The sequence below is a fragment of the Pseudomonas sp. H9 genome, assembly GCF_004353925.1.
Taxonomy (GTDB): domain Bacteria; phylum Pseudomonadota; class Gammaproteobacteria; order Pseudomonadales; family Pseudomonadaceae; genus Aquipseudomonas.
This window is the reverse complement of record NZ_SMOK01000012.1, coordinates 389,026-414,476: the sequence shown is the minus strand read 5'-3', so window position 1 is coordinate 414,476 and position 25,451 is coordinate 389,026. Positions and strand designations below refer to the sequence as shown.

Here is a 25,451-nt window from a genome sequence, read left to right as displayed (position 1 = left end):
CCCTAGCCGCCGCCGATGGCATGCACGACTTCGACCTGGTCGCCGTCACGCAACGCCGTGGCGGCGTGCTGGCTACGTGGCACGATATCCAGGTTGAGCTCTACCGCGACGCGGCGCCCGACAAGGTCCAGGCGGGTCAGCAGGGCCTCGACGCTTTCGCCATCGGGCAACTCGAAGGGTTCACCGTTCAATTGAATGCGCATGCGCACGGCCACCATTATTTTTAGGGGCCCGCATTCTAGCCCTGATCAGGTGCAACGACCAAGGCCAAGCATCGCCATTCGTCTCGATTTGGACTGCTGAGTCAACTCAAGCGCCAGGCGGCAAGCCCCAGGCACAGCCAGCCGCCAAGGAAGGCCATGCCGCCAATCGGGGTGATCATGCCTAACTTACCGATGCCACTGAGGGTCAACAGGTACAGGCTACCGGAGAACAAGACAATGCCCAGGGCGAACAGACCGCCGGCCCAACCCACCAGGCGGCCAGGCAACTGCGTAGCCAGCACCGCAACGCCGAGCAACGCCAGGGCGTGCACCAGCTGGTAGGTAACGCCGGTGTGGAAAATCGCCAGGTATTCACTGCTCAGGCGCCCTTTCAAGCCATGTGCGGCAAAGGCACCCAAGGCAACACCAGTGAAGCCGAAAAAGGCAGCGAGCAAGAGAAAACTACGCAACATGAGGCGACTCCTAGTCATCACAGGGTCTGTATAATGGCCCGCTCATTCGGTTCGGCCAAGCCATCTCTATGTTGTCGTCCATTATCCGCCGCCTTACCCGCGCCTTGCTCTGGTTTGCCGCTGGCAGCGCACTGCTGGTGCTGGTGCTGCGCTGGGTACCGCCACCGGGCACGATGTTGATGGTCGAACGCAAGGTCGAATCCTGGTTCAATGGCCAGCCGATTGACTTGCAACGCGATTGGGAGCCTTGGGAACGTATATCCGATGAACTCAAGGTGGCGGTTATCGCCGGTGAAGACCAGAAGTTCGCCAACCATTGGGGCTTCGACTTCATCGCCATTCAGGCAGCCCTGGCGCACAACGAACGCGGCGGCAGCATTCGTGGCGCCAGCACCCTGAGCCAGCAAGTGGCCAAGAATCAGTTTCTCTGGTCGGGGCGTAGCTGGTTGCGTAAAGGCCTGGAAGCCTGGTTCACCGCCCTGATTGAACTGCTCTGGTCCAAGGAGCGGATTCTGGAGGTTTACCTCAACAGTGCCGAATGGGGCGAAGGTGTGTTTGGTGCCCAGGCTGCGGCACAACATCACTTTGGCGTCGATGCCAGCCGCTTGAGCCGTCAACAGGCCAGTTTGCTGGCCGCTGTGCTACCTAGCCCGCTGAGATGGAGCGCCAGCCGCCCCAGCAGCTACGTGGCGCGTCGTGCAGGGTGGATTCGCCAGCAGATGCGCCAGTTAGGTGGCAGCGGTTATCTGGTGCAACTGGACAGCCCGCGCAAAGCGCCCTGGAACCAATAAAAAACCCGGCAAAGCGCACGCTATGCCGGGTTTTTACTGTGCGCTGATTACAGGCTAAACGCTTTAGAACGCGCCCATGTAGTCACGCTTGCCCACTTCCACACCGTTGTGACGCAAGATTGCGTAAGTGGTGGTGACGTGGAAGAAGAACTGCGGCAGGCCGTAGGTCAGCAAATAAGCCTGGCCACTGAAGCGCTTCTCTTTAGGCGTGCCCGGACGGGTCACGATTTCGATCCCTTCCTTGCCATCAATCTGCGCTGGCGCAATGCCGTCCAGGAAAGCCAATACCTTGCTGATCAGCGCTTGCAGTTCCGCAAAGGTGGTTTCGTTGTCGTCGTATTTAGGTAGCTCGACCTCAGCCAGGCGCGCCGAGACACCTTTGGCGAAATCAACAGCGATCTGTACCTGGCGAACCAGTGGAAACATGTCCGGATACAGGCGCGCCTGGAGGAAGACGCTCGGATCAATGTTTTTCGCCGTGGCGTGAGCTTCGGCTTTGTTCAGAACCTCACTCAAGGCCTTGAGCATTTGCTTGAAAACAGGAACAGAAGCGGCATACAAGGAAATGGTCATAACAGTCTCGACATGGGTGGCGGAAAAAGTGGCGGGGCCAACGTGGCGCGATTATAGACCTGCGCTGTCGCCTGCAAGATCTGGCGCCATAAAAAACTCGCGGGGCAAGCCCGCTCCCACCGAGATCCCCGGTGGGAGCGGGCTTGCCCCGCGATGGTTTCAGCCTCAGATCGCGATGAGGGCTTTCACCTTGTTCATCGCATTCTTCTCCAGCTGACGGATCCGCTCGGCGGACACGCTGTATTTCTCAGCCAGGTCATGCAGCGTAGCCTTCTCTTCAGCCAACCAACGCTGGTAAAGAATGTCACGGCTGCGGTCGTCCAAGCCTTGCAGCGCTTCATGCAAGTTGCTGGTGGAGTTGTCGCTCCAGTCGGCATCTTCCAGTTGCAGCGCCGGGTCGTAGCGATGGTCTTCCAGGTAGTTGGCCGGCGACTGGAAAGCGCTGTCGTCATCGGCTTCGGACGCTGGATCGAACGCCATGTCCTGGCCCGTCAGGCGACTTTCCATCTCGCGCACTTCACGCGGCTCGACACCCAGGCTTTCGGCAACACGATGAACTTCATCGTTGTTAAGCCAGGCCAGGCGCTTCTTCTGGCTGCGCAGGTTGAAGAACAGCTTGCGCTGGGCCTTGGTGGTGGCGACTTTGACAATGCGCCAGTTACGCAGGATGAACTCGTGAATTTCGGCCTTGATCCAGTGCACGGCGAAGGACACCAGGCGCACACCCATTTCAGGGTTGAAACGTTTGACCGCTTTCATCAGGCCAACATTGCCTTCCTGAATCAGGTCAGCCTGGGCCAGCCCGTAGCCGGAATAGCTGCGAGCGATATGTACGACAAACCGCAGGTGGGCGAGCACCATCTGCCGAGCCGCCTCAAGATTCTGCTCGTAGTAGAGACTCTCGGCCAGTTCACGCTCCTGCTCCGGCGACAGCAATGGAATGCTGTTTACCGTGTGCACATAGGCTTCCAGGTTTGCACCGGGAACCAAGGCGTAGGCAGGTTGCAACGAAGTGGTCATACGAAAAAACCTCCGACTCACTAAACTCGTGCCCGTGGGCACTGCCACCATTGACCGGGAACCGCGAAACAAGTTCCCTGAAATATGAAAAGAGTCAATACCAGCAAAAAGACACTATCGCGGTGCCAGCTCGCTCAAGTGGCGGGCAACCGCAATCCACGCACCGATATACCCTAACAACACCGCTCCAAGCAAGAGCGACAGACCATCGGCAGCTGGGACCCCGGCCAAGGCGAAATTGCTGCCATACAGCCCGGAAAGCCCGATTACCGCGTCATTCAACCAGTTCAGGCCAAACGCCAGCACGCCCCAGGCCAACACGCCGGCACCCAGGCCGTACAAAGCGCCCATATACAGGAAAGGCCGGCGCACATAGCTGTCCGTGCCGCCTACCAGCTTGATCACCTCGATTTCGGTACGGCGGTTCTCGATGTGCAGGCGAATTGTGTTACCAATTACCAAAAGCAGCGCCGAGACCAGCAAAACCGTTAGTCCGAAAACAAATCGGTCACCCAGCTTGAGGATGGCCGCCAAGCGCTCGACCCACACCAGATCCAGCTGCGCCACATCGACCTTGGGCAACTCGGCAAGACGCTGACGCAAGGCTTCCAAGGCCGGTTTATCGACTTCCGCCGGGGTCACAATAACCACACCCGGCAACGGGTTTTCCGGCAGTTCGCGCAGCGCATCGCCCAGCCCGGACTGCTGCTGGAATTCTTCCAGTGCCTGCTCACGGCTGACGTACTCTGCCTCGGCAACGCCCGGCAAGCCTTTGATCTGCTCGCGCAGCGCTTCGCCGTCACGGCTGTTGGCATCGAGCTTGAGGTACAGGGAGATCTGCGCCGCACGCTGCCACGAACCGCCCAAACGCTCAACGTTACTCAACAGCAGCGAAAGCCCCATCGGCAGGCTCAGCGCCACCGCCATCACCAGGCAGGTGAAAAAGCTACCAATAGGCTGCTTGGCCAGGCGCCGCAGGCTATCGAGCAGGCTGGAGCGATGGCTTTCCAGCCAGGCATGGAACAGCGTGCGGAAATCCGGGCCATCGTCGTCATGGCTGTTGCGCTTGTTCTTTTCAGGTACCGGGTCAGCCGCTTTCGGTGCGACCCGCTCGGAAACCTTGGGACTACGTGTTGCACTCATTGCCCGGCCTCCCCGTCGCCGATCAAGCGGCCGCGCTGCAGGGTCAGCATGCGGTGGCGCATGCGCGCGATCAGTGCCAGGTCGTGGCTAGCGATCAGGACGCTGGTACCCAGGCGGTTGATGTCTTCGAATACCCCCATGATCTCCGCCGCCAGGCGTGGATCGAGGTTACCAGTAGGTTCGTCGGCCAGCAGCAACGCCGGGCGGTGAACGATGGCACGGGCAATACCGACGCGTTGTTGCTGGCCGGTAGAGAGGTCGCCAGGAAACAGCTCGGCCTTGTCCGACAGGGCCACACGCTCTAGCGCCGAATCGACGCGCTTGGCCACCTCGGCCTTGGACAAGCCAAGGATCTGCAGCGGCAACGCGACGTTGTTGAATACGGTGCGATCAAACAACAGCTGATGGTTCTGGAACACCACGCCGATTTGCCGACGCAGGAACGGAATCTGCGCGTTGCTGATCTGACCCAGGTCTTGCCCGGCCAGCAGCAGCTTGCCGCTGGTGGGGCGCTCCATCGCCAGCAGCAGGCGCAGCAAGGTGCTCTTGCCTGCGCCGGAATGGCCGGTTACGAACAGGAATTCGCCCCGACGCACCCGAAAACTCAACTCATGCAGGCCTACGTGGCCATTGGGGTAGCGCTTGGCGACCTGTTCGAATCGAATCATGGATGCTCCCGCTCGGCAAACAGTGCTTTCACGAAGGGTTCGGCTTCGAAGGTGCGCAGATCGTCGATACCCTCGCCCACGCCAATATAGCGGATCGGCAGGCCGAACTGCTTGGCCAGGGCGAAGATCACCCCGCCTTTGGCGGTGCCATCGAGTTTGGTCAGGGCCAGGCCGGTCAGTTCAACGCTCTGGTTGAAGTGCTTGGCCTGGTTGATTGCGTTCTGCCCGGTACCGGCATCCAGCACCAGCAGCACTTCATGTGGCGCGTCGGCGTCGAGCTTGCCGATCACCCGACGAACCTTCTTCAGTTCTTCCATCAGGTTGTCTTTGGTGTGCAGGCGACCAGCGGTATCGGCAATCAGTACATCGATGCCACGCGCTTTGGCGGCCTGAACAGCGTCAAAGATCACCGACGCGGAGTCGGCACCGGTGTGCTGGGCAATCACCGGAATGTGATTGCGCTCGCCCCACACCTGCAGCTGCTCGACCGCCGCAGCGCGGAAGGTGTCGCCGGCAGCCAACATGACTTTCTTGCCTTCCAGCTGGAGCTTTTTCGCCAACTTGCCGATGGTGGTGGTTTTACCGGCGCCGTTGACGCCGACCACAAGGATCACAAACGGCTTGTTCTGCGCCTGAATGCGCAGGGGCTGTTCGACCGGTTTGAGCAGGTCGGCCAGCTCGCCTTGCAGAGACTTGTACAGGGCATCGCTGTCAGCCAGTTGCTTGCGCGCCACCTTCTGGGTCAGGCTCTGAACGATCACCGAGGTGGCCTCGACGCCAACGTCGGCGGTCAGCAGGCGGGTTTCGATTTCATCGAGCAGGTCGTCGTCGATGGCCTTCTTGCCCAGGAACAGGCTGGCCATACCTTCGCCGATGCTGGCACTGGTCTTCGACAGGCCTTGTTTAAGGCGGGCAAAGAAACCGACTTTGTTGTCTTCGGTGGGCGCCTTGGCGACGTCTTCGACAGGCACAGGCTCGGCAACCGGCTCAACAGCGGCTACAGGCGCTACAGGCGCTACAGGCGCTACAGGCGCTACAGGCGCTACAGGCGCTACAGGCGCTACAGGCGCTACAGGCTCGGGGATAACGACCGCCGCTGCAACAGGTTCAGGCTCGACCGCAATAGGCGCGGGTTCGATGACAACGGGCTCAGGCTCGGCAACGACCGGTGCTGGTGCTGGCTCAGGCGAAGCCTGAACGTCGGCAGCAGGTACCAGGCGCTCTGGAATGGGCGGCGGCGTGTGCGGCGTCAAGTCAGCCACCAGCGCTACCGGCTCTTCGGGGACCGGCAACACCAGCCCGCCTGTCGGCGTCTGTGGCACTTCAATCGGTGCAGCGTTCACAGGCTCGGGAGCTTCAACCGGTACCGAAGCGATTTCAACCGGCGCACTGATGGCCGGCGCTGCGTCGTTCAGCGATGCAGGTTGCTCCGGCTCGACCGGTGCGGGGGGTTGTGGCTGCTCGGCAACAGGTTGCTGGGGCTTTTTACGCAGCCAGCTGAACAGGCCTTTCTTTTCACCAGCCGCAGCCGGCGTCTTTTTGTCGTCGTTGGAACCAAACATGGAAGACGGCTATCTCAGGGTAGCGATGCGCCACTGTGGCACATCGAGAATTCTTTTAACGCAGAACAGACTACTTTTATTCCGGCTCGTTCATGCGCAACATTTTGTCTTGGAGCCTGCGGGTCAGATCCACGACAGGCATGGTCGTCGGGCAACCGGATCAGTATCCTAGCACCTCCTAGCCCGCTGACGCTAAGACCACGCGGGCAGTCCTACAGGTTAAACAACGTATGAATGCTCTAGCCCGCCGCGCCGCTGGCCTGTTGCTCAGCACAGTTTGTCTGCCACTGGCCGCTTTTGCCGCCGCTCCGCAGCCCACCCACGAGTTCATTCTCGACAACGGCCTGAAAGTGGTCGTTCGCGAAGACCATCGTGCGCCTGTGGTGGTTTCCCAGATTTGGTACAAGGTCGGCTCGACCTACGAGTCCCCCGGCCAGACCGGCCTCTCCCATGCCCTGGAGCACATGATGTTCAAGGGCAGCGAGAAACTCGGCCCCGGTGAAGCCTCACGCATCCTGCGTGACATGGGCGCTGAAGAGAACGCCTTTACCAGCGATGACTACACCGCTTATTACCAGGTACTGGCCCGCGACCGCCTGCCGGTCGCCCTGGAGCTGGAAGCCGACCGCATGGCCAGCCTGCGCCTGCCGGCCGACGAGTTCAGCCGCGAAATCGAAGTGATCAAAGAGGAGCGCCGCCTGCGCACCGACGATCAGCCCAACGCCAAAGCCTTCGAATTGTTCAGTGCCATGGCCTTTCCGGCCAGCAGCTACCGCACACCGACCATTGGCTGGATGGCGGACCTGAACCGCATGAAGGTTGAAGAACTGCGCCACTGGTACGAATCCTGGTACACACCGAACAACGCCACTCTGGTGGTGGTCGGTGACGTGACCGTCGACGAAGTCAAAGGCCTGGCCCAGCGTTTCTTCGGCGACATTGCGAAACGCCCGGTTCCACCGGCCAAACTGCCGCTGGAATTGGCTGAGCCCGGTTTCCGCGAAACCACGCTGCATGTACAAACCCAACTGCCAAGCCTGATCTACGGTTTTAACGTCCCGGGGTTGGCCACCGCCAAAGACCCACGCACCGTACACGCTCTGCGCCTGATCTCGGCGCTGCTCGACGGCGGCTACAGTGCCCGCCTGCCCAGCCGCCTGGAACGCGGCGAAGAACTGGTTTCCGGCGCTTCGTCCAGCTACAACCCGTTCACCCGCGGTGACAGCCTGTTCGTGATCTCGGCCATGCCGAACCAGCAGAAGCAGAAAACCCTGGCAGACGTCGAAAAGGGTATCTGGAAGCTGCTCGACGAACTCAAGACCACGCCGCCTTCGGCTGAAGAGCTTGAACGCGTCCGCGCTCAGGTGATCGCCGGGCTGGTCTACGACCGCGACTCGATCAGCAGCCAGGCCACCGCCATCGGCATGCTGGAGACTGTCGGCCTGTCGTGGAAGCTGATCGACAGCGAACTTGATGAACTCAAAAGCGTGACCCCGGCAGACATCCAGAACGCCGCGCGCACCTATTTCACCCGCGAACGCCTGAGCGTTGCCCATGTACTGCCTGAGGAGAACGCTCATGAGTGAACGCAGCGCACCTCGCTACACCCTGATCGGCCTTGGCATCTTGTTGCTGGTAGCCGTGCTGGCGTTCTTCCTGGCCAAACCCGCTCAGTCGGATAACGCCGCCCAACCGGCCGCCAACACTGCCGCAACGCCAACCAACAAACTGCAATCGCTGGCTGAGCTGGACGGTAAAGCGCCCAGCCGCCGCCAACTGAACATCCAGACTTGGAATACCGCTGAGGGTGCCAAGGTGCTGTTCGTCGAGGCGCGTGAGCTGCCGATGTTCGATCTGCGCCTGACCTTCGCTGCAGGCAGCAGCCAGGATGGTGACGCGCCTGGCCTGGCCACCTTGACTAACGCCATGCTCAATGAAGGCGTAGCAGGCAAGGATGTCACTGCGATCGCCGAAGGCTTTGAAGGCCTGGGCGCTGATTTTGGCAACGGCGCCTACCGCGACATGGCCGTGGCAACACTGCGTAGCTTGAGTGCGGCTGACAAACGCGAACCGGCACTCAAGCTGTTCGCCGAAGTGGTGGGCAAGCCGACCTTCCCGCCAGAGGCCCTTGAGCGCATCAAAAACCAGATGCAGACCGGCTTTGAGTACCAGAAACAAAACCCGGGCAAGCTGGCCAGCATTGAGCTGTTCGAAAAGCTGTACGGCAATCACCCCTACGCCCACCCCAGTGATGGCACCGCCAAGAGCATCCCGCCGATCACCCTGGAGCAGTTGCGCAGCTTCCACGCCAAAGCCTACGCCGCTGGCAACACCGTCATCGCCCTGGTGGGCGACCTGAGCCGCAGCGAAGCAGAAGCGATTGCCACCCAAGTGTCGGCCGCCCTGCCTAAAGGCCCGGCGCTGGCCAAACTGCCTGAGCCGACCGAACCCAAACCCGGCACCACGCACATCGACTTCCCGTCCAAGCAAACGCATCTGATGCTGGCGCAGCTGGGTATTGATCGAAACGATCCAGACTACGCTGCACTGGCGCTGGGCAACCAGATCCTCGGCGGCGGTGCGTTCGGTACGCGCCTGATGAGTGAAGTACGCGAAAAGCGTGGCCTGACCTACGGCGTATACTCGGTGTTCAGCCCGATGCAGGTGCGCGGCCCGTTCATGATCAACCTGCAGACCCGTGCCGAACTCAGTGAAGGCACCCTCAAGCTGGTCCAGGACATCCTCACCGACTACCTCAAGACCGGGCCGACCCAGCAAGAGCTTGATGAGGCCAAGCGCGAGCTGGCGGGCAGCTTCCCGCTGTCCAATGCCAGCAACGCGAGCATCGTCGGCCAATTGGGCGCTATCGGCTTTTACAACCTGCCGCTGACCTGGATGGAGGACTACATGCAGCAGTCCCAAACCCTGACCACCGAGCAGATCAAGGCAGCACTGAACAAGCACCTTGCCGCTGACAAGATGGTCATCGTCACGGCAGGCCCCAGCGTGCCGCAAAAACCGCTGCCGCCACCTACTGACAAACCCGCCGAGCAACCGCTCGGTGTACCGGAGCATTAATGGCCAGTCCATCCGCAAAATCGGCCAAGCCACACCACGGCCAAGGCCAGCTGCGCATCATTGCCGGCGAATGGCGCAGTCGTCGTCTGAGCTTCCCTGACGCCCCTGGCCTGCGCCCGACGCCAGACCGGGTACGTGAAACCTTGTTCAACTGGCTGGCGCCACATATCGAAGGCGCCAAGGTGCTCGATGCCTTCTCCGGCAGTGGCGCCTTGTACCTGGAAGCATTGTCACGCGGTGCCTCCGAGGCCGTGGCACTGGACAGCAACCCTGCTGCCATTGCCAGCCTGCGCCAGAACCTGGAACTCTTGCGCTGCCCGCGCGGCCAGGTGATCCAGAGCGATGCGCAGCGCTACCTGAACGGTGAGCCGAAGCTTGCCTTCGATCTGGTGTTCCTCGACCCGCCATTTCACCAGGACCTGCTACCCACCACCTGCGCACTGCTCGAAGAGCGCCAGTGGTTGGCGGCCAATGCCTGGATCTACACCGAAAGCGAAACGCCTCCTTCGGCCCTGCAGTTGCCTGGTAACTGGCGCCTGCACCGGGAGAAAAAGGCCGGCCAGGTGTACTACGCGCTCTGGCAACGCGGCTAAAACAAGCAACGGCCCGGTTTCGGCTGGGCCGTCTGTTTCTGTGGTAACTATCTAGCCCCCTTACTCCTGCTCTTGCCTGATCGTGCTGCTGGTCACTCACCAGAAGGAGCACCCTCATGCAACGACGCCCTCCGGCGAGCTACGGCTTGCTTGGCCTTTTACTGTTTTCAACGCACGCCCTGGCCGAGGCGCCCAATCGCCACGAATTCACCCTGGATAACGGCCTGCAGGTGATCGTCGCCCAGGACCAACGCGCCCCGGTCGTCACCACCCAAATGCTGATCAAAGTAGGGTCGAGTCACGAGCCCCCCGGCCAATCCGGGCTCTCCCATGCCTTGGAGCACTTGCTCTTTCGCGGCAGCGCTAAAACCGCCCCCGGAGACTTCTCGAAAATCGTCGAGCGCCTGGGCGGCACCGACAACGCGCTGACCAACCGCGACTTCACGCTTTACCATCAAACACTGCCCAGTGATCGATTAGCCGTTGCGCTGGAATTGAACGCCGATCTATTGAAAAACGCTCGGCTCTCAAGCAGCGAATTCGAACGCGAAATTGAGGCTGTCAAAGCTGAGCGCCGAGAAAATATCGACCACTCCCCCCGGGCAAGGCTTTCAGAGCAGCTGCAAGCGATCGGTTTTCAGAGTAGCAGTTACCACACACCGGTCATCGGCTGGATGGGCGACCTGGAGCGCATGACCAACGATGAGCTCAAGGGTTGGTACCAACAGTGGTACGCACCCAACAACGCCATTCTGATTGTCGTCGGCGATGTACAGCCCGACGTCGTGCAACAACAGGTCGAACACTACTTCGCAGCCTTCCCCCGGCAAAGCCTTCCCGCTACCAAGCCACCCTTGCAATCGAGCGCAACAGGGCCACGGCAGGTAACCGTGTACGACGCGCTCAACACCCCCATGCTGTTTATGTCGTTTAACGTACCGACTTACGCTACCGCCAAAGACTCGGCCGATGTCGATGCCTTGCGCCTGATCCAGGCCATGCTGGGCGCTGGGAGAAGTGCCCGGCTGCGTACGCAGCTGGCACACGACCAGAGAGTGCTGTCCAACCCAATTGTCAGCTACGCCCCGTTGGCCAGGGGCGACACACTGTTCGACCTTTCAGCGTCGGTCAATCCGACACAAGCCAAGCCCTTGCCCGAACTGCAGCAAGCTATCTGGGGCCAACTTGAAGCACTCAAGCAGACGCCCCCGGACCCAGCCGAACTGAATCGAGCCCGGGCTTTGCTGCTGGCTGACAGAGTTTTCAACCAGGATCACCTGGAGGGCCAGGCCGCCGAAATAGCGGCAGCGCTAGGCAGCGGGCTACCCGCTTCGCAACTGGATAACGATGCAAGCAACCTGGCGCGCGTGACGCCGGAGCATATCCAGCAAACCGCACGCGCTTATTTCACCCCGGAGCGCATGGTCATTGCCTATTTACAGGCCAAGGAGGCCAATGATGACTAAATTGACCCAATACCTGCTGCCCGCCCTGCTGTTCGTACTGTATGGCGCAGCAGCACAGGAACCTTCGCAAACCCTGGAACTGGAATCACTCAAGACGCCTCCGCCCGCAGTCGCCGAGCTGCAATTACCCATTGAAACGTGGCAGACGCCCCAAGGCAGTAAAGTGTTGTTCGTACGCAGCACCCAATTGCCTATGTTCGACCTGCAGGTAGTTTTTGATGCCGGTGGCGCCCGCGATGACGGTGCTGACGGTCTTGCGCAGCTGACGCTGGGTATGCTCGATGAAGGCACCAGCAACCGCGATGCCGCGCAGATTGCCGAGGGCTTTGATGAGATAGGCGCAAAACTCAGAAAATCCGTGAGGACCCACAAGGCTGAGATCAGCTTACGCAGCCTAAGCTCAGCACCCCACCGCGAAAAAGCCGTTACCTTGCTTGCAGAAATACTGGCGGATCCACAATTCGACGAAGAGAAGCTGAACAAAACCAAGGATCAATTGATCAGCTTGTCGACACGGCGTCAGAACTACCCACACTACAAAGCCTACGATCAGTTGATCGCTCACGTATTCGCCAATCATCCGTATGCTGCCAATAGCTATGGCAGCGCGCAGTCCATCAATGCGCTGACTACAGAGGATCTGCGAAATTTCCACCTTCGTGCGCTGAGCGCAGGTAATGCCTTGATCACCTTGGTCGGTGATCTCACCAGCACGCAAGCCCGGGACATAGCCCTGCAGATATCAGCAGCGCTGCCATTAGGGCCCATACTGGCGCCGCTTCCCGTACCGGCTACGTTTGAGCCTGAGATCTATCATCTGGAACACCCAGGAACTCAGTCGCTGCTGCTATTTGCCATACCGGGTATAAGCGCCAAACATCCGGATGCCCCCGCGTTGACGCTGGCCAATCTGATACTGGGTGGGTCCGGAGCAAACTCCCGGCTTATCGAAGTGCTGCGAGTTGAGCGCGGTTTGACCTACGGTGCGGACTCACAGTTGATTCAATTGCCTGACAACGGGCTCTGGATTTTCAGCACCCAAGTCCAGGCAAAATATCAGGACGCGGCGATGGGGCTGCTGGAAAGCGTGCTGCTGGACTATGCCGAAAACGGGCCGACCGAACAGCAGTTTGCAGACGCAAAAGAGCAATTGCGCGGTAGCTATCTGCTGGAGTCAGTCAGTAATCAACAGATCAGCCAGGTGTTGGCCCACATTGGCTTCAACCAACTACCGCAAGACAGCAGGCAAGCGTTTATCGCTCAAATCCACGCCCTCACCCTGGATCAGCTGAACGTCGTCTTGAAAAATCATTTGAAGCTCGACAATCTGGTACAAATCAGCGTCGGCCCAAGTGTCGAACAACTCGAATTGCCCGAAGCCTTGCCGACCAGCGGCTAACTCATTCGGGCACCTATCCGTAACCAGACATACACTTGTCTGAAAGAAATATGCGAGCAAAAAACGATGTCTGCCACAGCCCCCAGCCCCTTCAAACCCGCCTTGGGGCTGGGCAATCCACACCTGCAAACGTTGTGGGGGCCGTTGTGGCGAAAATCGACTGCGCTGACACGCCAACGCGAGCGTCTATGGCTGGCCGATGGCGACTTCCTTGACCTCGACTGGCATGGGCCGCACGAGGCAAGCACCCCGTTAGTCCTGGTATTGCACGGGCTGACGGGGTCTTCCCACTCACCGTATATCATCGGCATGCAACAGGCCCTCGCCGACCGCGGCTGGGCCAGCGTGGCGCTGAACTGGCGTGGCTGCTCGGGCGAGCCAAACCTGCTGCCACGCAGCTACCACTCCGGTGCCAGTGAAGACCTTGCTGAGACCATCGAACACCTGCGGGCGCAACGCCCACAGGCACCGCTGTATGCCGTAGGCTACTCGTTGGGAGGCAATGTATTGCTCAAGCATCTGGGTGAGGCAGGCTCAGCAAGCCAGTTGCAGGCGGCGGTGGCAGTCTCTGTACCGTTTCGCCTGGACCATTGCGCCGACCGTATCGGCCTTGGGTTTTCCCGGGTGTACCAGGCGCACTTCATGCGCGCGATGCTTACTTACGTGAAAGACAAACAACGTCACTTCCAGCATCAAGGCCACCACGAAGGTCTGGCGGCGCTGGAGCGTCTAGGGCCGCTGGAAAATCTGCGGACATTCTGGGATTTCGATGGTCGCGTGACGGCGCCACTCAACGGCTTTGCCGATGCCAAGGACTACTACCGCCGGGCATCAAGCCGGTACTTCCTTGGCGAAAACCGTACACCCACACTGATCATTCACTCCAGTGATGACCCGTTCGTGTTCAGCCATAGCTTGCCAACGGCCAATGAACTGGCGCCGCAAACCACCTTTGAGCTGCATTCACGTGGCGGGCATGTTGGCTTTGTTGACGGTAGCGTACGGGCGCCGGGTTATTACTTGGAGCGGCGGATTCCGCAGTGGCTGGGGGAGGTTTGAGTTCCTGTCGCGGAGCAAGCCCACTCCCACAGGGGCAACCAGTGCCTGTAGGAGCGGGCTTGCCCCGCGATAAAATCAGTCGCCCGTAGCCACATGACGCTGCGGATCAGTAATCCATTCACTCCACGACCCTGCATACAACTTACCCAGTGGATAACCCGCCAACGACAAGGCAAACAGGTTATGACACGCCGTCACTCCCGAGCCGCAATACGCCACCAGTCGCTCCGGTGAGCGCTTGCCGAGTTTTTCAGCGAAACGCTTTTTAAGTTGATCCGCCGGAAGAAACCGGCCATCGGCCCCGAGGTTGTCGGTGAACGCTGCGCACTGCGCCCCAGGAATATGCCCGGCCACAGGATCGATAGGCTCAACTTCGCCGCGAAAGCGCGGCAAACCACGTGCGTCGATCAGGGTCAGGTCAGGTTGGCCCAAGCGCTCGCCCAGCTGATTGGCGTCCAGCACCAGTGCCGTATCGGGTTCACCGCTGAAGCTACCTTCACGCTTGGCCGGAGCATCAAGGCTCAACGGCAAGCCCGCAGCGTGCCAGGCCTTCAGGCCGCCATCCAGAATCGATACGCCAGTGCGTTTGCCGAGCCACGCCAGCAACCACCAGGCCCGTGCGGCGAAGGCGCCAGGGCCGTCATCATAGAGAACAATGTCACTGTCGTTATCGATGCCCCAGGCACGCAGCCGCTCGATCAGGTGCTGTGGGTCCGGTAGCGGATGGCGGCCAGTGACACCTTTAATGACCGGCCCACTCAAGTCGCGTTCCAAGTCAGCGAAATGCGCACCTTCGATATGCCCCCCGGCATAGCTGCGCTGGCCATAATCGGTGTCTTCCAGGGCAAAGCGGCAATCGAGTATCACCTGCTTTGGCGCCTCCAGGCGTTCGGCCAATTGCTGGGCGGTGATCAGTTGCGCGAGGGGCATGACAGTCTCCTGAACGATGGAATGAAGAGGGCCTGGGGTCTTACTGCTCCAGTGCCTGATTAAGGGAAACGTAGAATTCTTCGCACAAAGCATCCACAGCCGGGCGCGCACTGGCTGTGACAAAACCAAGCTCCAGCACCAGTACCTGATAAATACCGCGCTTAACGGCGTCTTCGCTCAGGTGTGCAGAGTTTTCCCGAGTCGTGCACAGAAAACGCACCCACGACGTGAGCACGATCCAGGCATTGAGGGTCAGGGATTCAATCTGCACGGCATCCATCTGCACGATGCCAGCCTCGACGAAGCCACGGTAGATAGCCTGGCCCTGTATCAGGCAGCGCTGGGAAAAGCGCCGGTAGCGGGCAGCAAGCTCTTTGTCGCTGTCGAGCAGGTGTTCGAGGTCGCGATGCAGAAAACGGTAATCCCACATCGCCGCCAGCAGCTCTTTAAGGTAGTAGCGCTTGTCTTCAACGGTCGACAGTCGCCCTTGCGGCGGGCGCAGGAAGCTTTCCACCTGCTCTTCATACTGGGTGAAGAGCACGGCAATGATTTCTTGCTTGTTGGCGAAGTGGTAGTACAGGTTGCCCGGGGAAATCTCCATGTGGGCTGCGATGTGGTTGGTACTGACACTGCGCTCGCCTTGTTGGTTGAACAGCTCCAGGCTGTTCTGCACGATGCGGTCGCGGGTCTTGATACGCGGGGCCATGGCCAGCTCCAAATGCCGAGCTTTAGGTGAATAGGTCCATCTTACGGTTTATCCGGACCGGGATGTACCTGCCTGTAGTCAAAAAGGAGTCGCAAAAGAATATCTTTAGAGTATAAGCTCTATAAAACGTCCTGCTCTGGAGTTGCGCATGTCCGCCGATGCTGCTCGTCTTTTGCCTTCGATTGCTTTTGATGAACTCACCGCTCAGTTCAATGCCCAGCGTCAGGCATTTGCGGGCAACCCAATGCCGCCATTGGCCCAGCGCCGGCAATGGCTCAAGAGCCTGCGCCAGTTGCTGCTCACCCATCAGGACGCGCTGATTGCTGCCATCCATGAGGATTTCGACGGACGCAGTGCCGATGAAACCCGCCTGGCCGAACTGATGCCGAGCGTTCAGGGCCTGCTGCATGCTGAACGCCACCTCAAGCAGTGGATGAAAGCCTCACCACGCAAGGTCGGCCTGGCCTTCCAGCCCGCCAGTGCCAAAGTGGTGTATCAGCCCTTGGGCGTGGTGGGGGTCATCGTGCCGTGGAACTACCCGCTGTTTCTGGCCATGGGCCCTGTGACTGGCGCCCTGGCTGCCGGTAACCGGGTCATGCTCAAACTCAGCGAAGCGACGCCAGCGACCGGCCTGCTGCTTAAAAAGCTGTTGGCCTCCGCGTTTCCCGAAGACTTGGTCAGCGTGGTGCTGGGTGAGGCCGATGTCGGTGAAGCGTTTTCGCGCCTGCCCTTCGATCACCTGTTGTTCACTGGCGCCACCAGCATTGGCCGCCATGTGATGCTGGCTGCGGCGCAAAACCTCACACCGGTCACCCTGGAATTGGGCGGCAAATCGCCCGCCATTGTCTCGACCACCGTTCCGCTGACCGATGCCGCCGAGCGCATCGCCTTTGGTAAAACACTCAATGCCGGGCAAACCTGCGTAGCCCCAGACTACGTACTGGTCCCCCATGAGCGCCTGGACGACTTTGCCAATGCTTACCGCAGCGTCGTCCAGCGTTTCTACCCCAACGTGGCAAACAACCCCGATTACAGCGCGATCATCAACCCGCGCCACTTGGCACGCCTGCAAAGCTACCTGGACGATGCCGCCGAAAAAGGCGCGAAAATCATCGACCTGTACCCGCAAGAGGCACGCCAAGGCAGGCGCCTGCCACCGCATCTGCTGCTGCAGGTCAACGACCAGATGCGCGTGATGCAAGATGAAATCTTCGGGCCACTGTTGCCGCTGGTGCCCTACGACAACCTCGACGAGGCGCTTACTTACATCAATCAGCGCCCTCGCCCACTGGCCCTGTATTACTTCGGCTACGACCGGGCCGAGCAACAGAAAGTGCTTGAGCAAACCCACTCCGGTGGTGTTTGCCTCAACGACACCTTGCTGCACGTCGCCCAGGACGACCTGCCTTTTGGCGGCGTCGGCCCTTCTGGCATGGGTCACTACCACGGCCATGAGGGTTTCCTGACCTTCAGCAAGGCCAAAGCAGTATTTGCCAAACAACGCTTCAACGCTGCACGGCTGATCTATCCGCCTTATGGCAAGCCGTTGATCAAGTGGGTGTACAAACTCTTCATTCGCTAACGTCACTACCAGGCACAACAACAATGACCAACAGCCTGCCCGTAACACCCGCCTTGAGCCGCCGTGGGCTGCTCAAGTTCAGCCTCGGCGCCAGCGCCTTCCTGGCCACCGCTGGGTTGGGCGCCAGCCTCACTGGCTGCTCTGCGCAAACGCCAGCCAGCGGCTACATCACCCTGCGCCAGGGCGATTTGCCGATTCTGCGAGCGCTGGCCCCGGTAATTCTTGCCGGAACAGCCGCCACCGAGCACCTGGAAGCCATGCTGCAGCGGCTCGACAACAAGCTCGCCAGCCTGTCTCCGGCTTTGCTCAAACTTACCCAGCAACTGTTCGACGTGCTCGCATTGCCGGTCACCCGCGGGCCGCTGACCGGCATCTGGGGGAGCTGGGAAAGCGCCAGCAGCGAAAATATCCAGGCCTTCCTGCGACGCTGGGAGAACAGTTCGCTGAATTTGCTCCGCATGGGCCATGCCTCGCTGCTGCAGCTACTGCAGATGGCTTGGTTTGAGATGCCTGAGTCCTGGGCGCACTGCGGCTACCCCGGCCCACCCAAGATCTGAACCAACCGATAACGACAAGAGGCTGAAGATGCCCGTACCAGACCCGTTCCGCGAAGGCATGGCCCGCGGTTGGAAAACCCGTGATGCCTCACGCCTGGAGCAAGACCTGACGCTGGAAGCCGATATCGCCATCATCGGCAGCGGTGCTGGCGGCGCCACCAGCGCCGAGCTACTCAGCGCCGCTGGCTTCAAAGTGTTGCTGATCGAAGAAGGCCCACTCAAAACCAGCAGCGACTTCAACCTGCTTGAAGACCAGGCCTACTCCAACCTCTACCAGGAAGGCATTGGCCGCATGAGCAAGGATGGCGCCATCACCATCCTTCAAGGCCGTGCAGTAGGCGGCACCACCCTGATCAACTGGACCTCAAGCTTTCGCACTCCCGAACCGACCTTGCAGCACTGGGCCAGCGAACACGGCGTCAAAGGCCTGAGCAGTGCAGAGCTGGCGCCCTGGTTCGAGCGCATCGAGCAGCGTCTAGGTATCGCACCATGGGCCTTGCCCCCCAATGCCAACAACGAAGTCCTCAAACGCGGCTGTGAAGCGCTCGACTACAGCTGGAAAGTGATCCCACGCAACGTTCGCGGCTGCTGGAACCTGGGCTACTGCGGCATGGGTTGTCCAGTCAACGCCAAGCAGTCGATGCTGGTAACCAGCATCCCCGCGACCCTGGAAAAAGGTGGCGAACTGCTCTATCTGGCCCGCGCCGAACGCTTGATCCACAACGGTGAGCGCATCAGTAGCCTGCAATGCCTGGCCATGGACGAACGCTGCGTGAACCCCACTGGGCGGCAGATTCAGGTCAAGGCACGGCACTTCATCCTCGCCGGTGGCGGCATCAACAGCCCGGCCCTGCTGATGCGCTCGGATGCCCCTGATCCGCATGAGCGTCTGGGCAAACGGACCTTCCTGCACCTGGTCAATTTCAGCGCTGGGTTGTTCAAAGACAAGGTCAACCCGTTCTACGGCGCACCCCAGTCGATCTACTCCGATCACTTCCAGTGGCGTGACGGCACCACCGGGCCGATTGGCTACAAACTTGAAGTGCCGCCACTGCACCCGGCGCTGGCAGCCACCTTGCTCGGCAGTTTTGGCCACGACAATGCCATGCGCATGGAACAACTGCCCAACACCCACGTCATGCTTGCCCTGCTGCGTGACGGCTTCCACCCAGAAAGTGTCGGCGGCGAAGTGCAACTGCGCAGCGACGGTACACCCGTGCTCGATTACGCCGTATCTGCTTACGCCTGGGACGGCGTGCGCCGTGCGTTCCATAGCATGGCCGAGATCCAGTTCGCTGCCGGTGCCGAAGCCGTACTCCCCGTGCACAGTGACAGCCGCTATGTGAAAACCCCGAGTGAAGCCCGGCAATTGATCGATAGCTTGAGCCTGGAACTGTTCCGCACGCGCTTGGGCAGCGCTCACGTGATGGGCGGCTGCGCCATGGGTGAAGACCCGCGCCAGGCCGTGTGCGACAGCCTTGGGCGCCATCATCAGCTGGCCAACCTGTCCGTCCACGACGGCTCGCTGTTCCCCACCAGCATCGGTGCCAACCCGCAACTATCGGTGTATGGCCTCGCCGCGCGGCTCACCGATGGCCTGATTCAACGCCTGGTTGTCAACTGATGACAACAAATGGACACAATGTCTATAGTGCCTTCAGCGTGCGCAGGCGGCTTGGCCGACTGCCACTGCTGCGATACCATCCGACTCCCCAACGCACTCCTGCCAGGACGACGCGATGAACCGAGTGTTGTACCCAGGTACTTTCGACCCTATTACCAAGGGCCATGGCGATCTGGTCGAGCGTGCCTCGCGGCTGTTCGACCAAGTGATCATTGCGGTCGCTGCCAGCCCGAAGAAAAATCCGCTGTTCCCCCTGGAACAACGGGTAGAGCTGGCTCGTGAGGTCACCAAGCACCTGCCCAATGTCGAAGTCATCGGCTTCTCTTCCCTGCTGGCGCATTTCGCCAAGGAACAGCAAGCCAATGTATTTCTGCGCGGCCTGCGCGCCGTCTCGGACTTCGAATACGAATTCCAGTTGGCCAACATGAACCGTCAGTTGGCACCGGATGTCGAGAGCCTGTTCCTGACCCCATCAGAGCGTTACTCCTTCATTTCCTCGACCCTGGTTCGGGAAATCGCAGCGCTCGGTGGCGATATCAGCAAATTCGTCCATCCAGTGGTGGCCGAAGCCCTGACTGAACGCTTCAAGAAGTGACATCGGTGATTTGACCACGGCGCCCGCGTGCACTGCGGGCGCTAATGCGGCACAATTATGCCCATTGGTTTTCAAATGCCTGGGTTCTGAGCCCTGGCCGGAGTCCCCATGTCCCTGATCATCACCGACGATTGCATCAATTGCGACGTCTGCGAACCCGAGTGCCCAAACGCCGCTATTTCCCAGGGCGAAGAGATCTATGTGATCGACCCGAACCTGTGCACCCAGTGCGTTGGCCACTACGACGAACCACAATGCCAGCAAGTCTGCCCGGTTGACTGCATCCCACTGGATGAAGCCCACCCGGAGACTGAAGAGCAGTTGATGGAAAAGTACCGCCGTATTACCGGCAAGGCCTGATGCCGTTTGTCGCCCGGCTAGCCCCGCTGTTTGTTGGCGCCGCCCTGGCGCTGGGGGCAGTCTGTGCCCAGGCCCAAGGCCCGGGGCAAGCTGCCATCGCCAGCCCGCACGCCGAAGCGACCGCCGCCGCACGAGAAATACTCGAACAAGGCGGTAACGCCTTCGATGCGGCCATCGCCGTCAGCGCAGCCTTGGCTGTGGTTGAACCCTATGGTTCCGGCCTCGGTGGTGGTGGCTTCTTCCTCCTTCGCGAAGGCGGCACCCCGGCCCGATACGTCTTTATCGATGCTCGCGAGCGCGCGCCTGGCAAGGCCAGCGAGAGCATGTACCTCAAAGACGGCAAGGTTCAGCCTGGCTTGTCCATCAATGGCCCGTTGGCTGCCGCAATCCCCGGATTGCCGGCGGCACTGGCCGATCTCGCTGCACATTACGGCAAGCTTCCGCTGAAAAACACCTTGGCTCCTGCCATTCGCCTGGCCAACCAGGGTTTTAGTGTCGATCGCATCTATCGCGATCGAGCAAAAATGCGCCTGACTGCACTGCGTGACGATCCCGAAAGCGCCCGACTGTTCCTGCAGCAGGGGGAAGTCCCGACACTGGGTGCACATATCCGCCAACCAGAGCTTGCGGTCACCCTCGAACGTATCGCCAATCGAGGCCGCGACGGCTTCTACAGCGGCCCGACTGCCCAAGCTCTGGTGCAGGGTGTGCAAGCTGCAGGTGGTATCTGGAGCCTGGACGACCTGGCCAATTACCGGACGGCCAAACGTGAACCGCTGCGCTATCAACTGGCAGACCAACGCGAACTGATCAGCGCCCCACCACCGTCAGCCGGTGGCGTCGCTTTGGCCCAGAGCCTGGCAATGCTCCAGCGCCTACCGTGGCAAAGCGCCGAGCCGGTACAACGTAGCCACTACGTGCTCGAAGTGCTGCGCCGCGCCTACCGCGACCGCGGCCTGCTAGGTGACCCGGATTACGTCACCAACCCAATCCCACAGCTGCTGGCGCGTAACTACCTGAGCCAGCTGGCCGACGGCATCGACGTCCACAACGCCACACCAAGCAGCAGCTTGCCCCCGGCCCCAGCCTGGCGTGAAGGCGACCACACCACCCATTTCGCCGTGATCGACGCCGAAGGCAATGCCGTCGCGGCAACGCTCTCGGTCAATTTGCCCTTCGGCGCCGCCTTCAGCGCCCCCGGTACCGGCGTGGTACTGAACAACGAAATGGATGACTTTGCCGCCGATCCGCGAGGCAGCAACAGCTACGGCTTGGCCGGCAGCCAGGCCAATGCCGTAGCCGCTGGCAAGCGACCGTTGTCGAGCATGAGCCCCAGCTTTATCGAAAGCCCAACCCAATTCGCCGCCTTCGGCACACCGGGCGGCAGCCGCATTCCCAGCATGGTGCTGTTATCGATGCTGGGCTTTCTTGAAGGCAAACCGGTCTCCACCTGGCCCGCCGTGCCACGCTACCACCACCAGTATCTGCCAGATGTGATCGAACACGAACCGGGCACGTTCAGCGCTGAACAGCAACGCGAACTGCAGGCGCGTGGTTACCAGCTCAAAGACCTGGGCCGCACCTATGGGAATCAGCAAGTTCTGTACTGGAACAAGGCCAAACAAACCCTGGAAGCCGCCAGTGATCCGCGTGGCGTAGGTGTCGCCGAAGTGCTCAACCCGCCTCGGTAGGAGCGGGCTTGCCCCGCGATCAGCTGCGCAGCGACTGAAATATCGCGGGGCAAGCCCGCTCCCACCGATGGAGATGTAGGGGCCAGCGGATTTGCTTACTTCTGGCAGCGCGGGCAGAACACGCTGGCGCGTTGGCCCAGTTTGACTTCACGCAAGATGCTACCGCACACCTTGCAAGGCTCTTCTCTGCGCCCGTAAACAAACAGCTCCTGCTGGAAATAGCCCGGCTGGCCGTCACCCCCGATAAAGTCGCGCAAGGTAGTGCCGCCACGCTCGATGGCACAGGCCAGGATGCGTTTGATCTCGATGGCCAGTTTCAGGTAACGCGCCCGCGAGATACTCCCGGCTTCGCGACGCGGGTCAATGCCCGCCGCAAACAGGGCTTCAGTCGCATAAATGTTGCCCACCCCAACCACCACCGCGTTGTCCATGATGAACGGCTTGACGGACATCGCTTTGCCGCGCGACAACTGGAACAAACGCTCGCCATCGAACAGGTCGGTCAACGGTTCCGGGCCGAGTTTGATCAGCAACTCATGGTTGAGTGGATCGAGGCTCCAAAGCATCGCACCAAACCGACGCGGGTCGGTGTAGCGCAAAGCCAGGCCTGACTCCAGCTCGATATCCACATGCTCATGCTTGGCGGCGGGCAAACCAATTTCGACCAGGCGCAGGTTACCGGACATACCCAGGTGGCTGATCAACGTGCCGACTTCGGCATTGAGCAGCAGGTATTTGGCACGCCGCTCCACCTTGACGAAGCGTTGCCCCGACAGGCGAATATCCAGGTCTTCAGGAATAGGCCAGCGCAGGCGCCGGTCACGGACGATTACCCGGTTGACCCGTTGGCCTTCCAGGTAGGGCGCTATACCGCGCCGGGTGGTTTCAACTTCGGGTAATTCAGGCATGGATCAGTGAGTGCCCAATTCGCGGATGGTCTGTTTCAGGTTCTCAAAGTCGTACTCGGAAAGCCCCACATAGTCGAGCACCAGGTGCCCAACGGCATTCCACTCGTGGTCGACGGCTTGATTACCGAGCACTCGGTAAGACGAACAGATGTTCTCGGCCATTTTCAGAATTGCCAGCAGGTTCTTCAACTGCGAATTACGCGCCGATTCATCGCTGAACACCGCCAGGGCGTTGTGATGGTTGGCGATCGCATTGCTCAGGTGCTCAGGCAACCGCCAGGACTTGGCGGTGTAATACCCCACCACCGCGTGATTGGTGTTGAACGCCTGATTTTCGGTGTCTACCACGCGCTGATGCGTACCGGCATTGGCATATGCCTGCTCAAGCACACGCATGTAATCGGGAAAGCGCTTGAGCATCAGCGGCACACCGCAATCGTGGAACAGGCCCAGCGCGTATGCTTCGTCTACCGCCTGTGAACCGATGCGCTTGGCCAGGGTCATGCAGGTCATGGCCACGTCCTGAGCGGTGTCCCAGAAGCGGTTGAGGGTGACGATGGTGTCATCGCTCATTTCACCCTTGATCGATTGGGCGTTGATCAGGTTGATAATCGAACGGCTGCCGAGCAGATTCACCGCACGCTGGATCGAGGCAATCTTGTTGGTCAATCCGTAATAGGGCGAGTTCACCAGCTTGAGCAACGCGCCAGACAGGCCAGGGTCTTGAGAGATCAGCTTGGCGATGACCTCAAGGTCAGGATCAGGCATGTATTGCTCGAACTGCAGGTCTACCATGATCTGCGGTTGCGGCGGCACGCTGATTCCTTGCAGGGCGTGCTGGATCTGTTCGGCGGAGAGTTCCTGGGACATAAGTACACACTCGGGGCTGAGCGGCGATTCTAACCTGTTAGTACAAGCCTGCGGTGATACGAAAGGCCAGTGCTCTGTTGCAATTTGTCGCCATTCACATCAGTGAAACCGCCATCAGGTTATACTCCCGCTCTTTTTTCCCGGAGCGACGTCATGTCCCTGCCCAGCCTTCGTCTCAAAGCCAATGCCGACCGCCGCCTGCGCGCCGGCCATCTGTGGGTCTACAGCAACGAAATCGACGTCGCCGCCACCCCGTTGCACGGCTTCAAGGCCGGTGACCAGGCGATTCTGGAAACCACCAGCGGCAAAGCCCTGGGTGTCGTGGCCATGAGCCCGAACAACCTGATCTGCGCCCGTTTGCTGTCGCGTGACGCCAAGCTGGCACTGGACAAGTCGCTGCTGGTGCATCGCATCAATGTCGCCCTTTCGCTGCGCGAACGCCTGTTCGACAAGCCGTTCTACCGTCTGGTTTACGGCGACTCCGACCTGCTGCCAGGCCTGGTCGTCGACCGTTTCGGCGATATCCTGGTGGTGCAATTGGCATCGGCGACCATGGAACAACACAAGGACGACGTCATTGCCGCCCTGGTGCAAGTGCTCAAGCCAACCGGCATCCTGTTCAAGAACGACTCGGCCGCCCGCGATGCTGAAGGCCTGAACCGCTACGTCGAAACCGTGTTCGGCCTGGTGCCGGAGTGGGTTGCGCTGGAAGAGAACGGCGTGAAATTCGAAGCGCCGGTAATGGAAGGCCAGAAAACCGGCTGGTTCTACGATCACCGCATGAACCGCGCACGCCTGGCGCCGTACGTCCAGGGTAAGCGCGTGCTGGACCTGTTCAGCTATATCGGCGGCTGGGGCGTGCAAGCTGGTGCCTTCGGCGCCAGCGAAGTGTTCTGCGTTGACGCCTCGGGCTTTGCCTTGGATGGTGTTGAACGCAACGCTGCACTCAACGGCATCGGCGAAAAGCTCACCTGCATCGAAGGCGACGTGTTCGAAGCCCTGAAAGAGCTCAAGGCCTCCGAAGAGCGTTTCGACGTAATCGTTGCCGACCCGCCCGCCTTCATCAAGCGTAAAAAAGACCTGAAGAACGGCGAAGGCGCCTACCGTCGCCTGAACGAACAAGCCATGCGTCTGCTGACCAAAGACGGCATTCTGGTCAGTGCATCGTGCTCGATGCACCTGCCAGAAGACGACCTGCAGAACATCCTGCTGACCAGCGCCCGTCACCTGGACCGTAACATCCAGCTGCTCGAGCGTGGCGGCCAGGGCCCGGATCATCCGGTGCACCCGGCGATTCCGGAAACCCGCTACATCAAGAGCATTACCTGCCGTTTGCTGCCTAACAGCTAACACCTTCGCGGGGCAAGCCCGCTCCCACCAACCAGGTAGGAGCAGGCTTGCCCCGCGATGCTTTTCTCGCCAACCATCTACAACGCCATTCCTTCACAGCGCCAGCGGTGTAGAATCGGGCTATTCATCGCCAGTCATCCCGGCGGGTTTATGAGCTCTGGCCGAGCGCACGGCGATCCCGCGGCGATCTCGGCTTCATCCGTACCAGCGGCCACCTGCCTTCGGTGCAAAGGACAAGAGAAGCTCACTT

General features: G+C 60.3%; 24 protein-coding genes and 1 pseudogene. 14 read left to right on the top strand and 11 right to left on the bottom strand.

Annotated elements, in window-relative coordinates; translation table 11 throughout:
- Positions 1–2: 2 nt before the first annotated feature.
- Together thiS and E1573_RS12520 are read right to left on the bottom strand one after the other, a co-directional pair.
- Positions 3–203: a sulfur carrier protein ThiS gene (thiS, locus tag E1573_RS12525; protein WP_028943904.1), complete on the bottom strand. Its 201-nt coding sequence runs from the start codon at positions 201–203 to the stop codon at positions 3–5.
- 101 nt (positions 204–304) lie between these two features.
- A complete protein-coding gene (locus tag E1573_RS12520; protein WP_133214065.1) occupies positions 305–676 on the bottom strand; it encodes a DUF423 domain-containing protein in 372 nt (123 codons plus the stop codon).
- Between the two features lie 33 nt (positions 677–709).
- Here E1573_RS12520 and mtgA point away from each other — a divergent pair.
- A pseudogene (gene mtgA, locus E1573_RS12515) lies at positions 710–1,467 on the top strand (monofunctional biosynthetic peptidoglycan transglycosylase).
- Positions 1,468–1,530: 63 nt separating this feature from the next.
- Here mtgA and E1573_RS12510 read toward each other — a convergent pair.
- The 5 genes from E1573_RS12510 to ftsY form a co-directional block, all read right to left on the bottom strand.
- Entirely contained in the window at positions 1,531–2,040 is a 510-nt protein-coding gene (locus E1573_RS12510; protein WP_133214061.1) for a DUF1993 family protein, read from the bottom strand.
- Between the two features lie 165 nt (positions 2,041–2,205).
- A complete protein-coding gene (gene rpoH / locus E1573_RS12505) occupies positions 2,206–3,060 on the bottom strand; it encodes an RNA polymerase sigma factor RpoH (RefSeq protein WP_133214059.1) in 855 nt (284 codons plus the stop codon).
- 114 nt (positions 3,061–3,174) lie between these two features.
- Positions 3,175–4,203 (bottom strand): permease-like cell division protein FtsX, encoded by a 1,029-nt coding sequence (ftsX, locus tag E1573_RS12500; protein WP_133214057.1) that lies wholly within the window; start codon positions 4,201–4,203, stop codon positions 3,175–3,177.
- Positions 4,200–4,871 (bottom strand): cell division ATP-binding protein FtsE, encoded by a 672-nt coding sequence (gene ftsE, locus E1573_RS12495; RefSeq protein WP_038615591.1) that lies wholly within the window; start codon positions 4,869–4,871, stop codon positions 4,200–4,202. Before ftsE ends, ftsX begins: the two co-directional genes overlap by 4 nt.
- Positions 4,868–6,433 (bottom strand): signal recognition particle-docking protein FtsY, encoded by a 1,566-nt coding sequence (gene ftsY / locus E1573_RS12490; RefSeq protein WP_133214055.1) that lies wholly within the window; start codon positions 6,431–6,433, stop codon positions 4,868–4,870. Before ftsY ends, ftsE begins: the two co-directional genes overlap by 4 nt.
- A 230-nt stretch (positions 6,434–6,663) precedes the next feature.
- Here ftsY and E1573_RS12480 point away from each other — a divergent pair, with 230 nt between their 5' ends.
- The 6 genes from E1573_RS12480 to E1573_RS12455 all read left to right on the top strand — a co-directional run bounded on the left by E1573_RS12480 (position 6,664) and on the right by E1573_RS12455 (position 14,028).
- Positions 6,664–8,019: a pitrilysin family protein gene (locus E1573_RS12480; protein WP_133214053.1), complete on the top strand. Its 1,356-nt coding sequence runs from the start codon at positions 6,664–6,666 to the stop codon at positions 8,017–8,019.
- Positions 8,012–9,511, top strand: coding sequence for a pitrilysin family protein (locus tag E1573_RS12475; RefSeq protein WP_133214051.1), 1,500 nt, complete (start codon positions 8,012–8,014; stop codon positions 9,509–9,511). The genes E1573_RS12480 and E1573_RS12475 overlap by 8 nt, the downstream gene beginning before the upstream one ends.
- Positions 9,511–10,104 (top strand): 16S rRNA (guanine(966)-N(2))-methyltransferase RsmD, encoded by a 594-nt coding sequence (rsmD, locus tag E1573_RS12470; RefSeq protein WP_133214049.1) that lies wholly within the window; start codon positions 9,511–9,513, stop codon positions 10,102–10,104. The genes E1573_RS12475 and rsmD overlap by 1 nt, the downstream gene beginning before the upstream one ends.
- Before the next feature lie 116 nt (positions 10,105–10,220).
- Positions 10,221–11,570 (top strand): pitrilysin family protein, encoded by a 1,350-nt coding sequence (locus tag E1573_RS12465; protein WP_133214047.1) that lies wholly within the window; start codon positions 10,221–10,223, stop codon positions 11,568–11,570.
- Positions 11,563–12,969: a pitrilysin family protein gene (locus E1573_RS12460; RefSeq protein WP_165957323.1), complete on the top strand. Its 1,407-nt coding sequence runs from the start codon at positions 11,563–11,565 to the stop codon at positions 12,967–12,969. Before E1573_RS12465 ends, E1573_RS12460 begins: the two co-directional genes overlap by 8 nt.
- Positions 12,970–13,035: 66 nt before the next feature.
- Positions 13,036–14,028 carry a hydrolase gene (locus tag E1573_RS12455; RefSeq protein ID WP_133214043.1) on the top strand — a complete coding sequence of 331 codons (993 nt, stop codon included), beginning with the start codon at positions 13,036–13,038 and terminating at the stop codon, positions 14,026–14,028.
- 75 nt (positions 14,029–14,103) lie between these two features.
- Here the strand turns inward: E1573_RS12455 and E1573_RS12450 are convergent, their stop codons facing one another.
- Both E1573_RS12450 and E1573_RS12445 read right to left on the bottom strand, forming a co-directional pair.
- On the bottom strand, positions 14,104–14,958 hold the full coding sequence (locus E1573_RS12450) for a sulfurtransferase (RefSeq protein ID WP_133214041.1): 855 nt from the start codon (positions 14,956–14,958) through the stop codon (positions 14,104–14,106).
- A gap of 40 nt (positions 14,959–14,998) precedes the next feature.
- Positions 14,999–15,664 carry a TetR/AcrR family transcriptional regulator gene (locus tag E1573_RS12445; RefSeq protein WP_133214039.1) on the bottom strand — a complete coding sequence of 222 codons (666 nt, stop codon included), beginning with the start codon at positions 15,662–15,664 and terminating at the stop codon, positions 14,999–15,001.
- Positions 15,665–15,812: 148 nt separating this feature from the next.
- Here E1573_RS12445 and E1573_RS12440 point away from each other — a divergent pair, with 148 nt between their 5' ends.
- The 6 genes from E1573_RS12440 (at position 15,813) to ggt (ending at position 22,073) form a co-directional block, all read left to right on the top strand.
- Positions 15,813–17,246 (top strand): coniferyl aldehyde dehydrogenase, encoded by a 1,434-nt coding sequence (locus tag E1573_RS12440; RefSeq protein ID WP_133214037.1) that lies wholly within the window; start codon positions 15,813–15,815, stop codon positions 17,244–17,246.
- Between the two features lie 23 nt (positions 17,247–17,269).
- Complete coding sequence (locus E1573_RS12435) at positions 17,270–17,803, top strand: twin-arginine translocation pathway signal protein (RefSeq protein WP_133214035.1); 534 nt, start codon at positions 17,270–17,272, stop codon at positions 17,801–17,803.
- Between the two features lie 28 nt (positions 17,804–17,831).
- A complete protein-coding gene (locus E1573_RS12430; RefSeq protein ID WP_133214033.1) occupies positions 17,832–19,427 on the top strand; it encodes a GMC family oxidoreductase in 1,596 nt (531 codons plus the stop codon).
- Between the two features lie 115 nt (positions 19,428–19,542).
- Complete coding sequence (gene coaD / locus E1573_RS12425) at positions 19,543–20,022, top strand: pantetheine-phosphate adenylyltransferase (RefSeq protein WP_133214031.1); 480 nt, start codon at positions 19,543–19,545, stop codon at positions 20,020–20,022.
- 108 nt (positions 20,023–20,130) lie between these two features.
- Positions 20,131–20,382 carry a YfhL family 4Fe-4S dicluster ferredoxin gene (locus E1573_RS12420; RefSeq protein ID WP_010222176.1) on the top strand — a complete coding sequence of 84 codons (252 nt, stop codon included), beginning with the start codon at positions 20,131–20,133 and terminating at the stop codon, positions 20,380–20,382.
- Positions 20,382–22,073: a gamma-glutamyltransferase gene (ggt, locus tag E1573_RS12415; RefSeq protein ID WP_133214029.1), complete on the top strand. Its 1,692-nt coding sequence runs from the start codon at positions 20,382–20,384 to the stop codon at positions 22,071–22,073. The genes E1573_RS12420 and ggt overlap by 1 nt, the downstream gene beginning before the upstream one ends.
- Positions 22,074–22,168: 95 nt before the next feature.
- On the opposite strand, the gene mutM is transcribed toward ggt, so the two are convergent.
- Both mutM and E1573_RS12405 read right to left on the bottom strand, forming a co-directional pair.
- Positions 22,169–22,981 (bottom strand): bifunctional DNA-formamidopyrimidine glycosylase/DNA-(apurinic or apyrimidinic site) lyase, encoded by an 813-nt coding sequence (mutM, locus tag E1573_RS12410; RefSeq protein ID WP_133214027.1) that lies wholly within the window; start codon positions 22,979–22,981, stop codon positions 22,169–22,171.
- Between the two features lie 3 nt (positions 22,982–22,984).
- A complete protein-coding gene (locus E1573_RS12405; protein WP_177494577.1) occupies positions 22,985–23,797 on the bottom strand; it encodes an HDOD domain-containing protein in 813 nt (270 codons plus the stop codon).
- A gap of 207 nt (positions 23,798–24,004) precedes the next feature.
- Between E1573_RS12405 and E1573_RS12400 the strand changes: the two genes are divergently transcribed.
- Complete coding sequence (locus E1573_RS12400; protein ID WP_133214023.1) at positions 24,005–25,201, top strand: class I SAM-dependent rRNA methyltransferase; 1,197 nt, start codon at positions 24,005–24,007, stop codon at positions 25,199–25,201.
- Positions 25,202–25,451: the final 250 nt, after the last annotated feature.